The sequence below is a fragment of the Achromobacter spanius genome, from assembly GCF_029637605.1.
GTDB classification, from domain to species: Bacteria; Pseudomonadota; Gammaproteobacteria; order Burkholderiales; family Burkholderiaceae_B; genus Achromobacter; species Achromobacter spanius_E.
This window is the reverse complement of record NZ_CP121261.1, coordinates 12,017-32,399: the sequence shown is the minus strand read 5'-3', so window position 1 is coordinate 32,399 and position 20,383 is coordinate 12,017. Positions and strand designations below refer to the sequence as shown.

19 protein-coding genes are annotated in these 20,383 nt (G+C 64.2%); 10 read left to right on the top strand and 9 right to left on the bottom strand.

Features of this window, described 5'->3' with window-relative positions; genetic code table 11:
* Positions 1 to 6: 6 nt before the first annotated feature.
* The 6 genes from P8T11_RS00145 to P8T11_RS00120 form a co-directional block, all read right to left on the bottom strand.
* On the bottom strand, positions 7 to 558 hold the full coding sequence (locus tag P8T11_RS00145) for a MauE/DoxX family redox-associated membrane protein (protein ID WP_268078869.1): 552 nt from the start codon (positions 556 to 558) through the stop codon (positions 7 to 9).
* The gene (locus P8T11_RS00140) at positions 555 to 1,748 is read right to left on the bottom strand and encodes an amine dehydrogenase large subunit (RefSeq protein ID WP_418910260.1); all 1,194 of its coding nucleotides are present in this window, start codon (positions 1,746 to 1,748) and stop codon (positions 555 to 557) included. Before P8T11_RS00140 ends, P8T11_RS00145 begins: the two co-directional genes overlap by 4 nt.
* A 32-nt stretch (positions 1,749 to 1,780) precedes the next feature.
* Positions 1,781 to 2,662, bottom strand: a complete 882-nt coding sequence (locus tag P8T11_RS00135; protein ID WP_268078871.1) for a transporter — start codon at positions 2,660 to 2,662, stop codon at positions 1,781 to 1,783.
* A 71-nt stretch (positions 2,663 to 2,733) separates the two neighbouring features.
* Positions 2,734 to 4,233: a phenylacetaldehyde dehydrogenase StyD gene (gene styD, locus P8T11_RS00130; RefSeq protein ID WP_268078872.1), complete on the bottom strand. Its 1,500-nt coding sequence runs from the start codon at positions 4,231 to 4,233 to the stop codon at positions 2,734 to 2,736.
* A 192-nt stretch (positions 4,234 to 4,425) separates the two neighbouring features.
* Entirely contained in the window at positions 4,426 to 5,415 is a 990-nt protein-coding gene (locus P8T11_RS00125; RefSeq protein WP_268078873.1) for a quinone oxidoreductase family protein, read from the bottom strand.
* Between the two features lie 51 nt (positions 5,416 to 5,466).
* Positions 5,467 to 6,450, bottom strand: coding sequence for a DMT family transporter (locus tag P8T11_RS00120; RefSeq protein WP_268078874.1), 984 nt, complete (start codon positions 6,448 to 6,450; stop codon positions 5,467 to 5,469).
* A gap of 72 nt (positions 6,451 to 6,522) precedes the next feature.
* Here P8T11_RS00120 and P8T11_RS00115 point away from each other — a divergent pair, with 72 nt between their 5' ends.
* The 5 genes from P8T11_RS00115 (at position 6,523) to P8T11_RS00095 (ending at position 12,331) form a co-directional block, all read left to right on the top strand.
* The gene (locus tag P8T11_RS00115) at positions 6,523 to 7,410 is read left to right on the top strand and encodes a DMT family transporter (RefSeq protein WP_268078875.1); all 888 of its coding nucleotides are present in this window, start codon (positions 6,523 to 6,525) and stop codon (positions 7,408 to 7,410) included.
* Between the two features lie 31 nt (positions 7,411 to 7,441).
* Positions 7,442 to 7,948, top strand: coding sequence for a MarR family winged helix-turn-helix transcriptional regulator (locus tag P8T11_RS00110; RefSeq protein WP_268078876.1), 507 nt, complete (start codon positions 7,442 to 7,444; stop codon positions 7,946 to 7,948).
* A 108-nt stretch (positions 7,949 to 8,056) separates the two neighbouring features.
* Positions 8,057 to 9,502 carry an efflux transporter outer membrane subunit gene (locus P8T11_RS00105; RefSeq protein WP_268078877.1) on the top strand — a complete coding sequence of 482 codons (1,446 nt, stop codon included), beginning with the start codon at positions 8,057 to 8,059 and terminating at the stop codon, positions 9,500 to 9,502.
* Between the two features lie 22 nt (positions 9,503 to 9,524).
* Positions 9,525 to 10,718 carry an efflux RND transporter periplasmic adaptor subunit gene (locus P8T11_RS00100; RefSeq protein ID WP_268078878.1) on the top strand — a complete coding sequence of 398 codons (1,194 nt, stop codon included), beginning with the start codon at positions 9,525 to 9,527 and terminating at the stop codon, positions 10,716 to 10,718.
* The gene (locus P8T11_RS00095; RefSeq protein ID WP_268078879.1) at positions 10,715 to 12,331 is read left to right on the top strand and encodes a DHA2 family efflux MFS transporter permease subunit; all 1,617 of its coding nucleotides are present in this window, start codon (positions 10,715 to 10,717) and stop codon (positions 12,329 to 12,331) included. Before P8T11_RS00100 ends, P8T11_RS00095 begins: the two co-directional genes overlap by 4 nt.
* Positions 12,332 to 12,340: 9 nt before the next feature.
* Here the strand turns inward: P8T11_RS00095 and P8T11_RS00090 are convergent, their stop codons facing one another.
* The 3 genes from P8T11_RS00090 to P8T11_RS00080 all read right to left on the bottom strand — a co-directional run bounded on the left by P8T11_RS00090 (position 12,341) and on the right by P8T11_RS00080 (position 16,058).
* The gene (locus tag P8T11_RS00090) at positions 12,341 to 13,306 is read right to left on the bottom strand and encodes a hypothetical protein (protein ID WP_418910261.1); all 966 of its coding nucleotides are present in this window, start codon (positions 13,304 to 13,306) and stop codon (positions 12,341 to 12,343) included.
* A gap of 47 nt (positions 13,307 to 13,353) precedes the next feature.
* Positions 13,354 to 14,421, bottom strand: a complete 1,068-nt coding sequence (locus tag P8T11_RS00085) for a tartrate dehydrogenase (RefSeq protein WP_268078881.1) — start codon at positions 14,419 to 14,421, stop codon at positions 13,354 to 13,356.
* A gap of 119 nt (positions 14,422 to 14,540) precedes the next feature.
* The gene (locus P8T11_RS00080; protein ID WP_268078882.1) at positions 14,541 to 16,058 is read right to left on the bottom strand and encodes a helicase HerA-like C-terminal domain-containing protein; all 1,518 of its coding nucleotides are present in this window, start codon (positions 16,056 to 16,058) and stop codon (positions 14,541 to 14,543) included.
* A 163-nt stretch (positions 16,059 to 16,221) separates the two neighbouring features.
* Here P8T11_RS00080 and P8T11_RS00075 point away from each other — a divergent pair, with 163 nt between their 5' ends.
* The 5 genes from P8T11_RS00075 (at position 16,222) to rsfS (ending at position 20,377) form a co-directional block, all read left to right on the top strand.
* Entirely contained in the window at positions 16,222 to 16,953 is a 732-nt protein-coding gene (locus tag P8T11_RS00075) for a YebC/PmpR family DNA-binding transcriptional regulator (protein ID WP_050449096.1), read from the top strand.
* Between the two features lie 126 nt (positions 16,954 to 17,079).
* The gene (gene purD, locus P8T11_RS00070) at positions 17,080 to 18,387 is read left to right on the top strand and encodes a phosphoribosylamine--glycine ligase (protein WP_268078883.1); all 1,308 of its coding nucleotides are present in this window, start codon (positions 17,080 to 17,082) and stop codon (positions 18,385 to 18,387) included.
* 15 nt (positions 18,388 to 18,402) lie between these two features.
* Positions 18,403 to 19,314 carry an oxygen-dependent coproporphyrinogen oxidase gene (gene hemF / locus P8T11_RS00065; RefSeq protein ID WP_268078884.1) on the top strand — a complete coding sequence of 304 codons (912 nt, stop codon included), beginning with the start codon at positions 18,403 to 18,405 and terminating at the stop codon, positions 19,312 to 19,314.
* Positions 19,311 to 19,898 carry a nicotinate (nicotinamide) nucleotide adenylyltransferase gene (gene nadD / locus P8T11_RS00060; protein WP_268078885.1) on the top strand — a complete coding sequence of 196 codons (588 nt, stop codon included), beginning with the start codon at positions 19,311 to 19,313 and terminating at the stop codon, positions 19,896 to 19,898. The genes hemF and nadD overlap by 4 nt, the downstream gene beginning before the upstream one ends.
* Positions 19,899 to 19,972: 74 nt before the next feature.
* Positions 19,973 to 20,377: a ribosome silencing factor gene (rsfS, locus tag P8T11_RS00055; protein ID WP_268078886.1), complete on the top strand. Its 405-nt coding sequence runs from the start codon at positions 19,973 to 19,975 to the stop codon at positions 20,375 to 20,377.
* Positions 20,378 to 20,383 lie beyond the last annotated feature (6 nt).

The following is a 20,383-nucleotide window of genomic DNA, read 5'->3' as shown; positions in this document are numbered from 1 at the left end:
ACTCCTTCAAAGATTCCGCAGCTTGAGATGCGAGGCCAACAAGTGATTGGCGGTGAAGTACAGGCCCACGGCGGTCATCGCCAGGCCGAACACGGCGGCGGCATCCGCCCATTGCAGGCTGCGCGCTTGCCCCGCCTGGGAAGCAAGGGCTGGCATTGCCCAAAGCGCCAGGACGCCGTTGCGCAGCACCAGCCACCAAGACAAGCCCGTTTGCGCGCCGCCCGGTGCGCGCGAAGCCGGCCCGCCGCAACCGCAATCAATATCGCGATGCCCGCGTGCCAGGTTGTACGCAAGCGCCGCTGTCGCCATGGCCAGCACCCCCAACGCCAACAGAGCGCCCGCGGCTTGCTGCCCGGGGATCAGCAGCAAGACGCCCGCTGCCAGCTCAGCCAGCACGTAGCCGCGCGCGAACATGCCGCTCCAGCTCGACGGCAGGATGTCGTAGGCCGACACCGCTGCCGAGAACGCCGCCACGTCCTTCATTTTTTCCAGCGCGCCCAACAGCAGCACGCAGGCCAGCGCGGCGCTCGCACCATAGAACAGGACAGGATCGTTCATGGCGCCCCCTTGAGCGGCTGCGGCTCGACCTGCAACGCGGTTTCGCCTGCTGCCTGGATGGTGGTCTTGAATACCGGTGCGGCCGGCGCGGCGTCAAAGACGCTGACGTTGCCGCCGTCGATGGTGAACAGGCGCGGCTTGTCGTCCTGCGACACCGACATCGACAGCGCGCCTTTGCCCGGCACACGCGCCACGCGCTTGCGCGATTCCAGGTCATAGACCCAGATCTCGGCGGCGGGCGTCTTGTGCGTGCCTTCCGCGCCGTTCGGATGCATGCCCACGTACAGCCGCTTCAGCGCCCGGTTGACGGCCAGCAGGTTATAGCCGCCCGGCCGCCAGCCCTGGTCTTTGCCGGAGGCGTCCAGCAGCGACCATGGCTTGCCGAAACTGACTTCCTTGCCGCTGAAGTCGGCGGTGTAGACGTTGCCGTTGTAGGACACGAAATAGAAGGTGTCGCCCAGGTTCTCGGTGTGCGTGAAGATGGGGTCTTTTTCCAGGTCGAACATGGGCTGGCTGCGATGCTGGGCGGCGGGCTTGCCGGCCGCGTCCAGGTCGATGGTCAGCAGCGCGCCATCGCCGCATATCGTGGTGAAACTGCGCGGGCGCGAAGGCAGCGGGATGACGCTCCAGCACCCGGCCGCGGCCGTGATCTCGTCAGCGAACTGGCGGGTCTTCAAATCCACCACGGTGACCGATGTGGCGGGCGTGGCATTCTGCACGAAGAGCAGTTCGCCATCGGTGCTTTGGCGCAGGTAGTTGCGGTAGTTCAGCGCTTGCGCGCGCTTTTGCGGAATGGGCACTTCGTACTTGGGCGTCAACGTTTCGGCGTCCCAGGCTTCGACGACGTCGGTGCGCTTGCCGCGATTGAGCCTCTCGTAATAGGTCGTCATGACATAGATGTCGCGGCCATCGGACGACACCGTCATGTGGCCGTTGAACGAGGTGGGCACCAGCCCCAGGAATTTGCCGGTATCGCCGTCATAGATGTTGACCCGGCTGTCGACCAAATGGTTGAAGGCCGCGTCCATGACGTATAGCCGGTGCGCCGTGGCCGGGGGCAAGCGGGTGCCACCCTTGAGTTCCTCTATGGGCAAGTCTGCCCAGGCTAGGCCCGAGGCGCTTGCCAAGGCGGCGCACAGCGCCCAGCGGCCTGCCCGCAACGCTCTTGATCTGGTTCGACGCGCAATCATCGATATTCCTCCTGGTCTCATGATCCGATTCCCTAGAAAGCGTAGACGTAGCGCAGCTGCACGCCACGCATGCGCGGCCCGTTCTCGACCTTCAGGTCGTGGATGTACTGCATTTGAATCTGGTTGGCGTCGTTGATCTGGTGCGTGAGTTCAAGCGCCACCTGGTGATTGCGGGCCCGGGTTGCCACCGTTTCCCCGGACGCGGTTTCGCGTCCGCCCGTTTCGTAGCGGTAGCGGATACCTGTGTAGGTGTCCGGGGTAAGGTTGGTCGAGGCCAGCGCGAAGAAGCGGAACGACGGGTCTTTCTTCAAGGTCTGGCCGTACCAATCGGTGTTGCGTCCGTAGATTTCTACTTCGGCGATCGCTTCCAGAAAGGTGGATTCGCCCACCCCTTTGACGAACGAAAAGTCCTGGATGGTGGACCATCGATTCTTGCCGGGCGACACATCGGGCCGCGAACCGTCGTAGCGCCCCACCGGCGCCACAATGAAGGGCTCCCAGGCGAACCAGGTCTTGGTCTGCTCGTTGTTGTAGAGCCAGATTGCCGAACCCAGCGTCACATCGCCAATGCCGGTTTGATGATCGCCGGGCATGCCCGGCAGATCCAGCGACGTGCGGTACATGGGCACGATGAATTCCAGTTGCACCGTCTTGCCGTAGAAATCACGGTAGTGCATCTGGCGATAGACCAGCGCGTTTACGTCCACCGACGCATCGTCGACCCGCTTGCCTTCGGAATACAGCCCGGACGAGCGCAGGCCCGCCAGATAGCCCGCCACGATATTGGTGCCTACCGGTGCCGGGATCCAGTCGCGCGCGCTGGGGTCACCCGCCCAAGCCGGCTGTAATGCGCCCGCCCCTGCCAACGCCAGCGCTGCGCCCACCCGGGCGCGGCCGTATGTCTTGCCTGCCATCCACTTCCCCTTGGTTGTCGCGAACGCGCCGCCGCCGGTATGCCCCGGCTTGGTCAGCGCTGCCCGCCCTGCTAGTACGCGATGCAAACAGACTTCTTCTCTAGATACATCTCAAGCACGGCTCGGCCATGTTCGCGGCCGACGCCAGATTGCTTGAAGCCGCCAAACGGCATGTTCGGGTCCAGCATGTTGTGGGTGTTGACCCAGACCGTGCCCGCGTCGATGCGCGGGATCAGGCGCTGGACGCGGGTCAGGTCGTTGCTCCAGATGCTGGCGCCCAGGCCGAAGGCGCTGTCATTGGCCAGGCGCACGGCGTCGTCCAGGCTGTCGAAGGGCTGCGCCACGACGACAGGCCCGAAAATTTCTTCCTGCGCGATACGGGCCTGTTGCGGCACGTCCGCGAATACCGTGGGCCGCACGAAGTAGCCTTCGCCCTCGCCGGCCACGCCACCCGTCAGCACGCGCCCCCCTTCGGCCCGGCCGAGACCGATGTAGTCCATGACGCGCTGCTGGTGCCGCGCCGAGATCAGCGGACCGATCTGCGTGGCCGGGTCGAAACCCGACCCCAAGCTCATGCCGGCGGCCACGTCGGCCAGCCCCTGCACGACCTTGTCGTAAAGGCCGCGCTGCACATACAGGCGCGAGCCGGCCGTGCACACTTGGCCCTGGTTAAAGAAGATGGCGGCGGCGGCGCCCTGCACGGCGTGGTCGACGTCGCAGTCGTCCAGCACGATCACGGGAGACTTGCCGCCCAGTTCCAGCGACACGCGCTTCATGTCGTCCATGGCGGCCCGCCCGATCAGCTTGCCCACTTCGGTAGAGCCGGTGAAAGCGATCTTGTCGATGCCCGGATGCGCCACCAACGCAGCGCCAGCCGTTTCGCCACGACCGGTGATGACGTTGACGACGCCGGGCGGAAAGCCCGCGTCAAGCACAAGCTCTGCCAGCCGCAAGGCGGTCAAGGGGGTTTCCTCGGCGGGTTTGAGCACCACCGTGCAGCCGGCCGCCAATGCGGGCGCGATCTTCCACACCGCCATCAGCAACGGGAAGTTCCATGGAATGATGGCGCCCACCACGCCCACGGGTTGCGCCAGGGTATAGGCGCTGTACTGGACGCCAGGCGGGAAAGGAATCGACAGCGACAGGGTATCGCCCGTGATCTTCGTGGCCCACCCCGCCATGTAACGCAGCCATTGCGCGCCGGCTCCCACTTCCAGGCCCTGCGCAATGCCCAGCAACTTGCCGTTGTTCAGGGTTTCCAGGCGGGCCAGTTCGGTGCCGTGCTGCTCCAGCAAGTCAGCCAGCTTGAGCAGCAGACGTTCACGGCCGGCCGGCAGCGTGTCGCGCCAAGGCCCGGAGTCAAAAGCGCGCCGCGCGGCTTGCACGGCCATGTCCACTTGGGCAGGACCCGCATCGGGCTGGTGGGCAATGACGCGGCCCGTGGCCGGGTCATACACTGGGATAGGCTGGCCCTGCCCTTCGTGCACCGGTTTGCCGTCTATCAGCATGAATTCCCGGATGGCGGCCAGTTCCGGGCGGTCGGCAGTGGCACATGCGCTTGCTGAAGACATCTGAAAGCTCCAACGAAAAGTGTGGAGCCAGAATAGCAACGGGCTTTATCGCTGGCTTGTCGGGCCGTGCATGGAAATTTGTCATTCTGCGCACGGGGACATCCAATAAAAAGGCCGGGCAGGCCACGCATTGCGTGCCCTGCCCGGCCTCGACCCGCACCCACCGAGGGGGCGCGCGCCAGATGCAGAGGATCAGTCCAGCATCAACACCGTGGCGCCGGTGGTCTTGCGCGATGCCAGCGCGGTCTGTGCTTCGCCGGCCTGCTCCAGGCTGTAGCGCTGATCGATGCGGACCTTGATCTTCTTCTTCAGGACCAGGTCAAAGACTTCCTTGGAGGCGGCTTGCAGCTTTTCCAGCGTGTTCACATGCACGCCCAGCGACGGGCGCGTGACGTACAGGCTGCCCTTCTGGTTCAGCACGGCCAGGTTGACGCCGGCCACCGGGCCGGACGCATTGCCAAAGCTGACCATCAGGCCGCGCGGCTCGATGCAGTCCAGCGAGGTTTCCCAGGTGTCCTTGCCCACGCCGTCATACACCACCGGCACTTTCTTGCCCTTGGTCAGTTCCAGCACACGCTCGACCACGTTTTCGCGCGAGTAATCGATGGTTTCCCAAGCGCCGTTGGCGCGCGCCAGTTCGGCCTTTTCCGGGCTGGACACGGTGCCGATCAGCTTCACGCCAAGCGCCTTGGCCCATTGGCAGGCGATCAGCCCCACGCCGCCCGCGGCCGCATGGAACAGAATGGTCTCGCCGCCTTGCAGGCGATAGGTCTGGCGGAACAGGTACTGCACCGTCAGGCCCTTGAGCATCATCGCGGCGGCCTCGTCAAACCCGATGCCCTTGGGCACGGTGACCACTTGATTGGCCGGCACGTTGCGCGCCTTGGCATAGGCGCCGATGGGGCTTTGGCCATACGCCACACGGTCGCCCTTTTTCAGGTGTTTGACGTCGGCGCCCACGGCCGTGACCACGCCCGCGGCTTCGAAACCCAGGCCGTGCGGCAGCGGATGCGGATACAAGCCCGTGCGGAAATAGATATCGATGAAATTCAGGCCTGCGGCGTGCTGCTCAATCGTGACTTCATTGGCGGCGGGCGGCGGAACTTCCACGTCAACCAGCTTCAGGACTTCGGGACCACCGTGCTGCTCAATACGAATTGCCTTGACGAGATTGCTGGCCATGCTGGCCTCCTTTCAATGGAAATGATGCGAATAAATCGGGAAAACCAGGCTTTAACGCGATGGCGGTTCCGCCGCGCGCTTTGCGTCGGATACCAGCCTGCTGGCGCCGCCGCCCATCAAGGCGAACACGCCGGTCAACACCAGCGCGGTTCCCGCCAACTGCCACAAGGTAATGGGCTCATCCAGGAACCACGACGCCAGAAACAGCACGGACACCGGCCCCACCATGCCCAGCAATGATGCCGTGGGCGCGCCGATCAGCGACACCGCCCACATCAGCATGAAGACCGGCACCACGGTGTTCAACGTGGCGTGGACCACCGAATACCCGTAAACGCCCGCCGGCTGGATCAGCATCGATGGCGGGTGGATCACGAAAAACTGGATGATGCAGGCCACGCAAGAAACCAGCATGGCGTAGGCTACCAAGCGCGTCGGGCCGACCCGCTTGATCAGTTCGCCAGAACAAATCAGGTAGACAGAATAGCTTGCCGCCGAGCCAAAAACGAACAAAGACCCTAACAGCACCTCGCCCCCGCCGCCAAAGGACAGGTCGTGGGCAAACACCAGCACCACACCGGCATACGACAGCACCATGGCCAGCCATTGCCGGCGCTCGATGGGGCGTTTGAACCAGAACGCGGACAGCAGCACGACCAGCGACGGCGACAGGAACAGGATCAGCCGTTCCAGGCTTGCGGTGATATAGCGCAGGCCCAGGAAGTCCAGGAAGCTGGACAGGTAGTAGCCCAACAGGCCCAGCACGATGACCTGGACACGCTCTTTGGCGGTCATCGTCACGATCTCGCCGCGGGCGGCGCGGCGCGACTGGTGCCAGGCCACCGCCGCAAAGAACGGCATCGCAAACAGCATGCGAAAGGCGATCAGGGTGACCGCGTCGATGCCATAACGGTAGGTGAACTTGACCACGATCGCCTTGGCCGAAAACAGCACCGCGCCCAGCATTGCCATAAGGATTCCGGCCGCGCGGCCGGACGGAAGAGAGGATGGCAAAAGCTTGGCGATACGATTCATGCGATGATTTTAGATTCAGTGCAATGCTCTTGCACGATCAAACATCGCTTTTTGGCATCGACACCCTCCGGCATGACCCGACATCGCGCTCTGACCTACATCCATATTGCCGCCGTGCTTTTCGGCCTGACCGGCGTTTTCGGGGAGTTGATACAAGCCAGCGCCGCCGTCATCACGCTGGGCCGGGCCGTTTTCGCGGTGATCTCGCTGGGCATTTTTGCCCGCATGCGCCGCAAGCCGCTATTGGGCGTGTTGACGCCCGCGCAGCTATTCGTGCTGGTGCTTGCCGGCGCCTTGCTGGCGGCGCATTGGGTCACGTTCTTCATTTCAGTGAAGGTGGGCGGAATCGCCATCGCCACGCTGGGTTTCGCCAGCTTTCCCGCCTTCATCACGCTGTTCGAAGGCCTGCTCTTCCGTGAACGCATTCGCGCGGCCGAATGGATGTTGCTGGGCCTGGTCACTGCCGGGCTCATCCTGGTAACGCCGTCGTTCGACCTGGCCAACCAGGGCACCATCGGTCTGGCGTGGGGCCTGCTGTCCGGGCTGACCTTCGCCCTGTTGGCGTTGAGCAACCGGCGCTCGGCCTCCGGCATGGACCCGATGCAGGTGGCATGCTGGCAAAACGTGGTGGTGGCGCTGGTGATGGTGCCGTTCGCCGTTGGCCAGTTGCCCGCCCTGCCCGCGCTGGACTGGTTCTGGCTGGCCTTGCTGGGCATCTTCTGCACGGGCCTGTCGCACTATCTGTTCGTGTCCAGTTTGACCCGTCTGAACGCCCGCAGCGCCGGCTTGGTGATTGCCCTGGAACCGGTATACGCCATCGCCTTCGCATGGGTGCTGTTCAGCCAGGAACCGACGCCCCGCATGATTGCCGGCGCCGCGCTGATCGTCGCGGCGATTGTCTGGTCGGGCCTGCGCAAAGGTGCGGTCGATGTAGAAGCGGTGGCAAAATCACAGCCTTGACAATAACTGACTAGGCAGTAAAATTCGGCCCATGAATGCCGAAACTGCCCCGCCCGCCGCTGACAACCCCATCCACTATCGCAACGACCACCGTTGCATGGGGGAAGAGAACGCGGGCTACCTCGTCAAGCTGGTCTATCACTCCCTGACCCGGATGCTGGACCAGGAAATGGCGCCGTTGGACCTGACCGCCATGCAATGGCGCCCATTGGCCATGGTCTTTCTCGGCCGCGCCGACACCCCCGCCGAACTCGCCCGCCTGAATGACATGGACACCGGCGCCATGACTCGCGCACTTGACCGGCTTGAGGCCAAAGGCCTGCTGCGCCGCAGCCGCAGCCAAGAAGACCGCCGCGTCGTGAAGATCGAACTGACCGAATTGGGCGAAGCCAAGGCCCGCGAAATTCCTCCTACCATCGCCCGGGCGCTGAATCACCATCTGCGTGGATTTTCCGCTGACGAAGTCACCCAGCTCATGCACTTCCTGCGCCGCATGATCGCCAACGGCTCGGCATCGGGCACGGCGCCCGAGCGCTGACGACGCTGCCCCCGTTTTAGCTACGCCCCATGCGCCTGGGGTTTTATTTGGCATAATATTTGCCTAGGCAAATACAGATCAATCAATTACTTTCAGCAAACAGTCAGGATGAAACGCCTTCTTTCTACCGTATTGGTGCTTGCCCTGAGCGGCTGCGCACTGATGGAACCCGGGTCCGAACCCGTTGTAGCGCTGGATGCGGCCAAGTTGGGATTGACCGGTCACGACACCGCCTGGCCCAACACGCAATGGTGGCAACGCTACGGCGACGCGCAGCTTGACGCGCTGATGGACGAAGCGCTGGCCAACAGCCCGTCGATGAGCGCCGCGCAAGCGCGCCTGGCCAAGGCCAACGCCGCCGTCAGCACTGCCCGCGCGCCGCTTCTGCCCCGCGTGGACGCCGATTACTCGCTGACTCGCGAACACTTGTCGTCCGACTACATCTACCCGGCACCGCTGGGTGGCAGCGTCGTCAGCGATAACCGGCTGGCGCTGGACTTCAGCTATGAGCTGGATTTCTGGGGCAAGAACCGCTCACGCCTGAAATCGGCCGTGTCGGAGCGCGAGGCCGCGACCGCCGACGCGCAAGCCGCGCGCAATGTGTTGGCCAGCGCCACCGTACGCGCCTACCTGAACCTGCAGAACGCCTTCGCGCAACGCGATGTGCTCAAGCGGGTGATCGCGCAACGCGCCGATGTCTTGTCCTTGACGCAAGGCCGCTATAGCGCCGGCCTGGATACGCAAGTGGAAGTGAAGCAGGCGGAATCGTCGCTGGCTGCCGGCCAGGTGGAACTGACGCAGACGGAAACGACGCTGGCGCAGTTGCGCAATCAGGTCGCGGCGCTGGCAGGCGCCGGCCCGCAACGCGGCCAATCGTTGGTTGCCGTGGACCTGACCGCGCCCGCGGGCGTCGTGCCCACGACCATTCCGCTGGACCTGCTGGGCCATCGCCCCGACGTCGTGGCCTCGCGCTGGCGCGCCGAAGCCGCACGCAGCGCCATCGACACCGCCAAGGCGGAGTTCTACCCCAACGTCAACCTGACCGCGTTTGCCGGCTTCCAGGCATTGGGCACGGGCAATCTGCTGGGCGCCGCGGCGCGCACGGCGGGCTTTGGGCCGGCCGTCACGCTGCCCATCTTCCATGGCGGCGAACTGAACGCCAATCTGGCCGGGCGCCGCGCCGACGCCGATCTGGCCGTGTCGGACTACAACCAGACCGTGCTGGACGCCGTGCACCAGGTGGCCGACGCGCTGGACGGCCTGCGCCTGCTGGAGCAGGAACGCGCCCAACAGCGCCAAGCCCGCACCGCCATCGAAGCCGCCTACGAGCTGGCCGTGAACCGCTACAAGGCCGGCCTGGGCAACTACATCACGGTGCTCATTGCGCAAACCGGCGTGCTGACCCAAGCCCGCCTGGATACCGACCTGCGTATCCGCGCCTATCAGCTTGATGCCAACCTGGCCAACGCGCTGGGCGGCGGCTACACCCCACCGCCACAGACGGAGCCCGCGCACACCGCGCAGGCCGCTCCCGCCACGAACCCCATTCATTGAACGATCCCCGGATTCAGACGTCATGAACGCTGCCACCCCCACCGCCAACCCCGCCCGCAAACGCCTCTTGCTGATCGCGACCGGCGTCTTCATTCTCATCGCCATCGCCTACGGCATCTGGTGGGTGCTTTTCGGCGCCCACTTCGAAAGCACCGACGATGCCTACGTGCACGGCAACCTGGTGCAGATCACGCCGCAGGTGCCCGGTACTGTCGTGGCCATTGAAGCCGACGACACCGAAACCGTCGCGGCTGGCCAGCCGTTGGTGCGCCTGGACCCCGCCGACACCGACGTGGCCCTGCAACAAGCACAGGCCAGGCTCGCCCAGATGGTGCGCCAGGTCCGCACCTATTACGTTCAGAACGACGCGCTGGCCGCTGATGTCGACCTGCGCCGCGCCGACATTCTGCGCGCGCAGGCCGAACTGACGCGCGCCCAAAGCGACGTCAGCCGCCGCCAGCAATTGGCCAAATCCGGTGGTGTCAGTGGTGAAGAGATCCTGCACGCGGAAGCCGCGCTGAAATCGGCACAGTCTGGCCTGGCCCAAGCCCGCGCCGCCTTGGCCGCGTCGCAAGCCAAACTGGTGACCAACCAGGCGCTGACGCAGGGCACCACGGTTGCCAATCATCCCGATGTGCTCCAGGCCGCCGCCGGCCTTCGCAATGCCTGGCTGGCTCAGTCGCGTACGGTGCTGCCCGCGCCGGTGGGCGGCGTGATCGCGCGCCGCAGCGTGCAGGTTGGCCAGCGTGTGGCCCCCGGCAACGCGCTGATGACGGTGGTGCCGCTGGACCAGGTCTGGGTGGAAGCCAACTTCAAGGAAGGCCAGTTGCGCAAGATGCGCATCGGCCAGCCGGTCAAGATGGTGGCCGACCTGTACGGCAGCTCGGTCGTTTACCACGGCACGGTCGCCGGCCTGGACGCCGGAACCGGCAGCGCCTTCGCCCTGCTGCCCGCCCAGAACGCCACCGGAAACTGGATCAAGGTGGTGCAGCGCGTGCCCGTGCGCATCCTGCTCGACCCCGAAGACCTGAAGTCGCATCCCTTGCGTGTCGGCCTGTCGATGGACGTGGAAGTGGATGTGGGCCAGCAGGATGGCGAAGCGCTGACACAAGCCGTGCGCAGCGAGCCGGCCTGGTCCACGCGCGCTTTTGAACCGGCACACGATGACGTCGACGCCATGATCAAGAAAATCATCGAACAAAACCTCGCATCATGAGCACGACCGCCCAGCCCGCGGGCGCTGGCGCGCCCCCGATCGAACCCGCCCGCCCGCCGGGTACTCACCCGCCATTGGAAGGCGCGGCCCGCGTCATCGGGTCCATCGCGCTATCCACCGCGGTGTTCATGAACGTGCTGGACACATCGATCGCGAACGTGTCCATCCCCACCATCTCGGGCGACCTGGGCGTCAGCACCAGCCAGGGAACCTGGGTCATCACATCGTTCGCCGTCGCCAACGCCATCACGGTACCGCTGACCGGCTGGCTCACACAGCGCATCGGCCAGGTGCGCCTGTTCCTGATTTCCACCCTGCTGTTCGTGCTGGCGTCATGGTTGTGCGGCTTTGCGCCTTCGTTGGAAGCGTTGATCGCCTTTCGCGTATTGCAGGGCGCGGTGGCTGGGCCGATGATCCCGCTGTCGCAAACGTTGATGCTCGCCAGCTTCCCGAAGTCCAAGGCGGGCATGGCGTTGGCCGTCTGGGCCATGACCACCTTGGTCGCGCCCGTGGCGGGCCCCTTGCTGGGCGGGTGGATTTCCGACAACTACACGTGGCCGTGGATTTTTTACATCAACGTGCCCGTGGGACTCCTGGCCGCGTGGATCAGCTGGCGCATCTACGGCAAGCGCGAATCGGTAACCCGCAAGCTGCCCATCGACAAGCTGGGACTGGTGCTGCTGGTGATCTGGGTTGGCGCCTTGCAGATCATGCTGGACAAGGGCAAGGAACTGGACTGGTTCGCCAGCCCCACCATCATTGCCCTGGCGGCAATCGCTTTCGTGGCCTTCGTGTTCTTCCTGATCTGGGAATTGACCGACGCCCACCCCGTGGTGGACCTGCGCCTGTTCAAGGAGCGCAACTTCACTGTCGGCGCGCTGACACTGGCCGTGGCCTACGGTGTGTTCTTCGGCAACGTGGTGCTGCTGCCGCTGTGGCTGCAAAGCAATATGGGCTACACCGCCACCTACGCCGGCCTGGTGACGGCGCCGGTTGGGTTGCTGGCGATCGTGTTGACCCCCATCGTGGGCAAGATGCTGGCCACACGAGACCCGCGCCAGATCGTGACGGTTGCGTTCCTGATCTTCGCGCTGGTGTGCTTCATGCGGGCGGGTTTCAACACCCAGACCGACGTGCGCACGCTCATGTTGCCCACCATCATCCAGGGCGCGGCCATGGCGGCATTCTTTGTGCCGCTGACGTCCATCACCCTGTCCGGCATCGAACCATGGCGCATTCCCGCCGCGTCGGGCCTGTCGAACTTCCTGCGGTTGACGGCGGGCGCATTCGGCACCTCGATCGCAACGACGCTATGGGAAAACCGCGCCACACTGCATCACTCGCAATTGACCGAGGTCGCCAAGCCCGGCCAACAAGCGTTCGACCAGACCATGAACGCCCTGCAGAACGGCTTGGGCATGTCGCATCAACAAGCCTTGAGCATGGTGGACGGCCTGGTCAACACGCAAGCATTCACGATGTCGGCAGTGGACGTGTTCTTCGCCTCGGCCATCATCTTCCTGATGCTGACGGGCTTGGTCTGGTTTGCGCGGCCGCGCTCAAACAAGGCGGGCGACGGCGGTGCGGCAGAAGCAGCGGCGGGCGCGCACTGACGCGGGCAATCAGGGCGCGCCAGGCGCGTCCTCTTTCAAGAACGCTTGCCAATCGAGCCGCTCGATAATGTCGGGCGACAAGGCGCTGACGGGCGACAGGTTGAACACCGACACGCCACGCGCCCGCCATTGCTCGGCGGCAAAGCGGAACGACGGTTCGATCAAATGCGTGAATTTGCGGGCCAGGCGGCTGGTTTGCGGCTTGCCGCCTTCCTCATAAAAGCGCAGCCCATTCTGTACGGTAAGGTCCAGCCCATGCACATACACCTGCCGCGCGCCGCCGGACATCAGCACCTGCAAGGCCGCATAGGCCACGGTGTCGGCGTCGAACACCCCTAACGATGCATCGAAGCTGTAGCCCAGGCCCTGCTTGGCATCCAGCAATTGCACGTCAGGCGTGGCCGCCGCAATCCGCTTGAGCACCGCGGGCGCCGCGCTGCGCTGATAGGCGCGTTCGGAAATCAATTCGATGATGCAGATGCGGCAGCGGATCTGGTCTTGCGGAATGCCTTGCATGATGTAGCGCAGCACTTCCGGAAACACGTACAGCGTCAGGTCGCGCGCAACGATCTCACGCACCAGTTCAATGCGTTCCCGCACAAAATTCTGGTCGATGATGCAGTAGTACTTGAATGGCAGGTCGAACTTGCGCGCCAGCGCAATGGCGCCGTTCACGCCCATGGCCACGCGAATATCCAACTGATCGTAGGGAATCTGGGCGACCGACGGGCCGCTCAGAATCAAGTGCACCGTTTCATCGGCGCGGTCATAGCCTTGGGCCAGCGGCGTCAACGGCAGCGACCGGCCAAAGGCGCGAAAGCCGGAGATGACGCCCGTGCGGTCTCGCCAGATCCGCACGAATGGCCACAAATGCTGGTTATGCCGTTGCGTGCGTGAACGCAGCAAACGGAACAGCTTGCGCACAAAGCGGTCGGCCCGGCCACCGCCCACGTGGGCGGCGGAGGTAGAAGACATTGAATGTTCCATCAACTAGCCTGAATGGCCGCCCTCGCTAAATACGCTTAACCGGCCGCGATCAGTGACGCAATGGCGTCCCCGACATCAACGGTCGATGCGCTGCCCTTCATATCCCGCGTGCGAGGTCCGTCCGCCAGCACGGTTTCGATCGCTTTCACCACCGCGGCCGAGGCCTCGGGATAGCCCAGGAAATCCAGCATCAATGCACCGCTCCAGATCTGCCCGATCGGGTTGGCGATGCCCTTGCCATAGATATCCGGCGCCGAACCGTGCACCGGTTCGAACAGCGACGGGAACTTGCGTTCGGGGTTCAGGTTGGCGGACGGAGCAATGCCAATCGTGCCCGTGCATGCCGGCCCCAGATCGGAAAGAATGTCGCCGAACAGGTTGGAAGCCACCACCACGTCGAACCAATCCGGATGCTGCACGAAGTGCGCGCACAGGATATCGATGTGATATTTGTCCCAGCGCACGTCCGGATAGTTCCCGGCCATGTCGGCCACCCGCTCGTCCCACCAGGGCATCGAAATCGAGATGCCGTTGGATTTGGTGGCGGCAGTCAGGTGCTTGCCGCGCTTTTGGGCCAACTCGAACGCGAACTTCAGTACACGATCGGCGCCAATGCGCGTGAAGACGCTTTCTTGAATGACGACTTCACGATCGGTGCCTTCGAACAGGCGGCCGCCGCTATTGGAATATTCGCCTTCGGTGTTTTCACGAACAATGAAGAAATCAATGTCGCCGGGCTTGCGGTCGGCCAGCGGCGACGGCACGCCAGGCATCAGGCGAACCGGTCGCAAATTGATGTATTGATCAAATTCGCGACGGAATTTGAACAGCGAGCCCCACAGCGCCTCGTGGTCCGGCACCGTGGCGGGCCAGCCGATCGAGCCGAAGAAAATCGCTTCGTGTTGCCCGATTTGCGCCTTCCAGTCGTCCGGCATCATCTTGCCGTGCTGAGCGTAATAGTCGCAACTCCAGTCGAAATGATCCCACTGGAATTCGATGCCGAAGCGCGTCGCCACGGCGTCCAGCACTTTCAGCCCTTCCGGCACGACTTCCTTGCCAATACCGTCTCCTGGGATCACCGCAATCTTGTGTTTCTTAGCCACCACGTTTGTCCTTAAGGTTTCCTTTGATAGACCGCCCAGAATCATAGGCATAAACGGCCGCGACGCAACACCCCCCGTTACAAAACGGAGGGATGCGTCCTGCCAGTGGACAGGTGGCGTCAGCGACGGGTTTTGGAGCCCAGCAGCGATCCCAGAATGCCGCGTGTCAGTTCACGCGCAATCGAACGGGCGGTGCTCTTGGCCATGGTTTGGACAACGCCGTCGCGCTTGCCCCCACGAGGGCCGGTCGATCCGAACAGCACGTCTTTCAAGCTGCCCATCAAGCCGCCGTCGGAGGACTCGGCGGGCGCCTCGCCTTTGGATTCCGCCGGCTTGCCGCTGGCAGCATCGACCGGGACGGCGGCGCGTCCCGCCAGGATTTCGTAGGCAGACTCCCGATCAACTGCCTTTTCGTACTTGGCGGCCATCGGGCTGCCCTGGCGCAACACCTGGCGCTCGGCATCCGTCGCCGGGCCAATGCGGCTGGCAGGCGGCATCACGTAGGCGCGTTCCGTCGGCATCGGGCGGCCCTTGGCGTCCAGCAGTGAAATCAGCGCCTCGCCAACCCCCAGTTCGGTAATGGCCGCTTCGATGTCCAGCCCAGGGTTCGGACGCATCGTCTGCGCGGCGGTCTTGACGGCCTTCTGGTCGCGCGGGGTGAACGCCCGCAAGGCATGCTGGACGCGGTTGCCCAATTGGCCCAACACGGTATCGGGGATGTCCAGCGGATTCTGGGTCACGAAATAGACGCCCACGCCCTTGGACCGCACCAGGCGCACTACCTGTTCGATCTTGTTCAGCAGCGCGGGCGGCGCGTCGTTGAACAGCAGGTGCGCTTCATCGAAAAAGAACACCAGCTTGGGCTGGTCCATGTCGCCCACTTCGGGCAGCTTTTCATACAGGTCGGCCAAGAGCCAGAGCAGGAAAATCGCGTACAGCCGCGGCGCCTGCATCAGTTTGTCGGCGGCCAGCACGTTGACCATGCCGCGCCCCTGGGCATCGGTGCGCATCAGGTCGGCCACGTCCAGCATGGGTTCGCCGAAGAACTTTTCGGCGCCCTGCGATTCCAGCGCCAGCAAGCCGCGCTGGATGGCGCCCACGCTGGCAGACGACACATTGCCGTAACGGGTCTTGAGCTCGGCCGAGCGGTCCGCCACGTTTTGCAGCATGGCGCGCAGGTCTTTCAGGTCAAGCAACAGTTGGCCTTCATCGTCGGCCACCTTGAATACCAGGGTCAGTACCCCTTCCTGCGTGTCGTTCAGCTCCAGGATGCGCGACAGCAGCAATGGCCCCATATCGGTAATGGTGGCCCGCACCGGCAAGCCCTGCTCGCCGAACACGTCCCAGAGCGTGACGGGGCTGGCGCCCCACGCGGGTTCGTCCAGGCCCAGGCTTTTCAGCCGCTCGGCCAGCTTGGGGCTGGCCATGCCGGCTTGCGATATCCCGGTCAGGTCGCCTTTCACGTCAGCCATGAACACCGGCGTGCCAATGCGTGAAAACGATTCGGCCAGCACTTGCAGGGTGACGGTCTTGCCGGTGCCCGTGGCCCCGGTAATGCACCCGTGCCGGTTGGCCAAAGCGGGTAACAGGGCCAGTTCGGTCTGCGCGTTCTTGGCAATGACGATGGGATTGGGCATGGGCAACGCTCCGGGCCAGGAAGCCAAAAGGATGCCCAAGTGTAGAGCCTGCCGTGGGGCTTGTGCGCGTGGCAATATCGACACAGGCGGGGCCACGCCGGGGCGCTATGGCCGCCGGCACGGTAAAATGCCTTTTTTTGCAGACAATTTCTCCTGGGAAGCCATGGCCGGACACAGCAAATGGGCCAATATCCAGCACCGCAAAGGGCGTCAAGACGCCAAGCGCGGGAAGCTTTGGACCAAGATCATTCGTGAAATCACCGTGGCGGCGCGCGCCGGCGGCCCCGACCCGGACAGCAACCCGCGCTTGCGCATGGCCTGGGACAAGGCCACCGACGCCAACATGCCCAAGGACAACATCCAGCGCGCCATCCAGCGTGGCGCGGGCGGTGCCGACGGCGACGCCTACGAGGAAGTCCGCTACGAAGGCTACGGCATCGGCGGCGCGGCGGTCATCGTTGACTGCATGACCGACAACCGCACCCGCACCGTGGCGGAAGTCCGCCACGCCTTCGCCAAGAACGGCGGCAACCTGGGCCAGGAAGGCTCGGTGGCCTTCATGTTCAAGCATTGCGGCCAGTTCGTATTCGCGCCGGGCACCGCCGAAGACAAAGTCATGGAAGCCGCGCTCGACGCCGGCGCCGAAGACGTAACGACCGACGAAGAAGGCGTGATCGAAGTCGTTTGCGCGCCGGCTGACTACGCCGCCGTGCGCAAGGCTTTCGACGAAGCGGGTTTGAAAGCCGAAGTTGACGGCATCGTCATGAAGGCGCTGAACGAAACCGAACTGGCTGGCGAAGACGCCATCAAGATGCAGAAACTGCTCGACGCCCTGGAAGGCCTGGACGACGTGCAGGAAGTCTATACGACCGTTATTTTCGACGAAGCACAGTAAATCCCACGGTTCCAGCGCGTTGACGGCTTGTCCGCCAGCGTGCCGGAATATGAATCGGTCCCGGGGCTGTCCCGGGTCCGTCGCCTTCTCCACGGGCTAGAGTGGCAACCTTCAGAATCACGCAACATGAAACTCCTGGTAATTGGCTCGGGCGGCCGCGAACATGCCCTCGCCTGGCGGTTGGCCCGCTCCCCGCGCGTACACAAAGTGTTTGTCGCCCCGGGTAATGGCGGCACGCAACGGGCCGAGCAGATGGAAAACATCGCGCTCACCAATGCCGAGGAGCTGGCCGATTTCGTCCAGCGCGAAGGAATCGCCCTGACGGTCGTTGGGCCGGAAGCGCCGCTGGCCTCGGGCGTGGTGGACGTGTTCCGCGCGCGCGGCCTGAAAATCTTTGGCCCCACCAAGGCCGCCGCGCAACTGGAAAGCTCGAAGGACTACGCCAAGGCCTTCATGGTCCGGCACAACATCCCGACCGCGCGCTACGCCACCTTCACCGACCCGGTCCAGGCGCATGCCTATATTGACCAGGAAGGCGCCCCCATCGTGATCAAGGCCGACGGCCTGGCCGCCGGCAAGGGCGTCGTGGTTGCGGCCACGCTGGAAGAAGCGCATGCCGCCGTTGACGCCATGCTGGGCGATGGCTCCATGGGTGCCGCGGGCGCCCGCGTTGTCATCGAAGAATGCCTGGTGGGCGAAGAAGCCAGCTTCATCGTCATGTGCGACGGCCGCAACGTGCTGGCGCTGGCCACCAGCCAAGACCACAAGCGCCTGCAAGACGGCGACCAGGGTCCGAACACCGGCGGCATGGGCGCCTATTCGCCGGCCCCCATCGTCACGCCCGAACTGCACCACCGCATCATGCGCGAAATCATCCTGCCGACGGTGCAGGGCATGACGCGCGACGGCATTCCCTACACCGGCTTCCTGTACGCCGGCCTGATGATCGCCCCGGGCGATGATCCCGACCGCGAAATCAAGACGCTGGAATTCAACTGCCGCATGGGCGATCCGGAAACGCAACCCATCATGATGCGCGTCAAGAGCGATCTGCTGGACGCGCTTGAGCACGCCGTGGACGGCACGCTGAACCAGGCCGACATCGTCTGGGACCGCCGCACCGCCCTGGGCGTGGTACTGGCCTCGCACAATTACCCCAACACGCCGCGCACCGGCGACGTCATCCGCGGCCTGCCCGCCGACGCCGAAGACTGCATGGTGTTCCATGCCGCCACCGAACTCGATGGCGAAAACACCAAGACCACCGGTGGCCGCGTGCTGTGCGTCACGGCCTTGGGCGACTCGGTCAAGATGGCTCGCGACCGCGTGTACGAAGCCATCGACGGCATCCATTTCGATGGCCGTCAGTACCGCGGCGACATCGGCTGGCGTGCGCTCAAGCCGTCGCAACAAAAACCCAAGTCCAACGCGTAACGCCGGAAAGCGCTGATGAACGCCTTGCCCGTTGCCTCTGTCCGCGATTACCTCACCGGCTTGCAGGCGCGTATTGTCCTAGCACTGGAAGCGGCGGAAGGCGGCCCTTTCCGTGCCGATGAATGGGTACGTCCGGAAGGCGGCGGCGGGCTGTCGCGGCTGCTGGAAGGCGGCAAGCTGTTCGAGCGCGCGGGCGTACTGTTCAGCCACGTCAAGGGCACGAAGCTGCCCCCGTCGGCCAGCGCCCACCGGCCCGAGCTTGCCGGTCGTGCGTGGGAGGCCATGGGCGTTTCCATGGTGCTGCACCCGCGCAACCCCTACGTGCCCACCACGCACATGAATGTGCGCATGTTCGTGGCGACGGCCCGCCCCGGGCATGACGAAGCCGACGTCTTCTGGTTCGGTGGCGGCATAGACCTGACGCCCTATTACCCTTTCGAAGACGACGCCCGGCATTTCCATACGGTCTGCCGCGACGCGCTGGCCAGCCACGGCCCTGAGTACTACCCGCGCTACAAGCGCTGGTGCGACGAGTACTTCTTCCTGAAGCACCGCAACGAAACGCGCGGCATCGGCGGCGTCTTCTTTGACGACCTGAACGCGCCTGGCTTTGAGTCCTCGTTTGCCCTGACCCGGTCCGTGGGCGACGCATTCCTGGACAGCTATCTGCCCATCGTCGAACGTCGCCGCGACACGGCTTACACCGAACGCGAACGCGACTTCCAGGCTTACCGCCGAGGCCGCTACGTTGAATTCAATCTGGTGTTCGACCGCGGCACGCTGTTCGGCCTGCAATCCGGTGGCCGCACCGAATCCATCCTGCTGTCCATGCCACCCTTGGCGCAATGGCGCTACGACTGGCAGCCCGAAGCAGGCACGCCGGAAGCCGAGCTTGCCGCCTACCTGACGCCGCGGGATTGGGTTTGAAGCGCATCGGTCTCCTGGGCGGCAGCTTTGACCCCGTCCACGTCGCCCACGTCACGCTGGCAAAAAGCGCGTTGGACACGCTGAATCTAACCTCCGTGGAACTGATTCCCGCCGGCAATCCCTGGCAGCGAGCAGCCTTGCACGCCACGGGCGAACAACGCCGTGACATGCTGGAGCTGGCCATCGCCGGGCACGACGGGCTGCTCGTCAACCCCGTCGAAATCGAACGCGACGGCCCCACCTACACCATCGACACGCTGCGCGGCCTGCCCCAGGGCGCGCGCTATGTCTGGCTGCTGGGTGCCGACCAACTCGCCAATTTTTGCACCTGGCGTAATTGGCGCGACATCGCCAGTCTGGTGGATCTGGCCGTGGCTACCCGCCCCGGCACCCCGCTTACGCCGCCCCCGGAACTGACCGCGTGGCTGCAAGCGCAAGGTCACAGCCTGGAAGAATTGCCCTTTGCGCCCATGGCGGTATCCGCTTCCGACATCCGTCGGCGGCTGGCCGCGGGCGAATCCACTGACGGCCTATTGGCCCCGGCCGTCGCCGCCTATATTGCGGCGCACCAACTTTACCGATAAACCCACACCCGCCCGGCGCAGAAAGCGCCACGGAGCCGGCATCCGCCGTCCGTCCGCGGGTTATATTTGCAGCTATGGATATAACGAAACTCCAACGCGCCGTCATCGATGCCCTCGAAGACGTCAAGGCGCAAGACATCAAGGTCTACAACACCACGCATCTGACAAGCTTGTTCGATCGCGTCGTGATTGCCAGCGCCACCTCCAACCGCCAAACCCGAGCCCTTGCCTCCAGCGTGGCCGACCGCGGCCGCGCACTGGAACTGACCGGCATCACCATCGAAGGCGAGGACACCGGTGAATGGGTCGTCGTCGACCTGGGTGACGTCGTCGTGCACATCATGCAGCCCGCCATCCGCCAGTACTACAACCTGGAAGAAATCTGGGGCGGCAAACCGGTGCGCGTGAAGCTGCTGCCGGAATCGACCCGAGTGGCACCGATCCCCGCCGACAACGGCTACGACAACGCCGAAGCCTGAGTTCCT

Coding starts and splice junctions, on each gene's coding strand:
- P8T11_RS00145 (WP_268078869.1), bottom strand. CDS start 558: ATGAACGATCCTGTCCTGTTCTATGGTGCGAGCGCCGCGCTGGCCTGC.
- P8T11_RS00140 (WP_418910260.1), bottom strand. CDS start 1,748: ATGATTGCGCGTCGAACCAGATCAAGAGCGTTGCGGGCAGGCCGCTGG.
- P8T11_RS00135 (WP_268078871.1), bottom strand. CDS start 2,662: ATGGCAGGCAAGACATACGGCCGCGCCCGGGTGGGCGCAGCGCTGGCG.
- styD (WP_268078872.1), bottom strand. CDS start 4,233: ATGTCTTCAGCAAGCGCATGTGCCACTGCCGACCGCCCGGAACTGGCC.
- P8T11_RS00125 (WP_268078873.1), bottom strand. CDS start 5,415: ATGGCCAGCAATCTCGTCAAGGCAATTCGTATTGAGCAGCACGGTGGT.
- P8T11_RS00120 (WP_268078874.1), bottom strand. CDS start 6,450: ATGAATCGTATCGCCAAGCTTTTGCCATCCTCTCTTCCGTCCGGCCGC.
- P8T11_RS00115 (WP_268078875.1), top strand. CDS start 6,523: ATGACCCGACATCGCGCTCTGACCTACATCCATATTGCCGCCGTGCTT.
- P8T11_RS00110 (WP_268078876.1), top strand. CDS start 7,442: ATGAATGCCGAAACTGCCCCGCCCGCCGCTGACAACCCCATCCACTAT.
- P8T11_RS00105 (WP_268078877.1), top strand. CDS start 8,057: ATGAAACGCCTTCTTTCTACCGTATTGGTGCTTGCCCTGAGCGGCTGC.
- P8T11_RS00100 (WP_268078878.1), top strand. CDS start 9,525: ATGAACGCTGCCACCCCCACCGCCAACCCCGCCCGCAAACGCCTCTTG.
- P8T11_RS00095 (WP_268078879.1), top strand. CDS start 10,715: ATGAGCACGACCGCCCAGCCCGCGGGCGCTGGCGCGCCCCCGATCGAA.
- P8T11_RS00090 (WP_418910261.1), bottom strand. CDS start 13,306: ATGTCTTCTACCTCCGCCGCCCACGTGGGCGGTGGCCGGGCCGACCGC.
- P8T11_RS00080 (WP_268078882.1), bottom strand. CDS start 16,058: ATGCCCAATCCCATCGTCATTGCCAAGAACGCGCAGACCGAACTGGCC.
- P8T11_RS00075 (WP_050449096.1), top strand. CDS start 16,222: ATGGCCGGACACAGCAAATGGGCCAATATCCAGCACCGCAAAGGGCGT.
- purD (WP_268078883.1), top strand. CDS start 17,080: ATGAAACTCCTGGTAATTGGCTCGGGCGGCCGCGAACATGCCCTCGCC.
- hemF (WP_268078884.1), top strand. CDS start 18,403: ATGAACGCCTTGCCCGTTGCCTCTGTCCGCGATTACCTCACCGGCTTG.
- rsfS (WP_268078886.1), top strand. CDS start 19,973: ATGGATATAACGAAACTCCAACGCGCCGTCATCGATGCCCTCGAAGAC.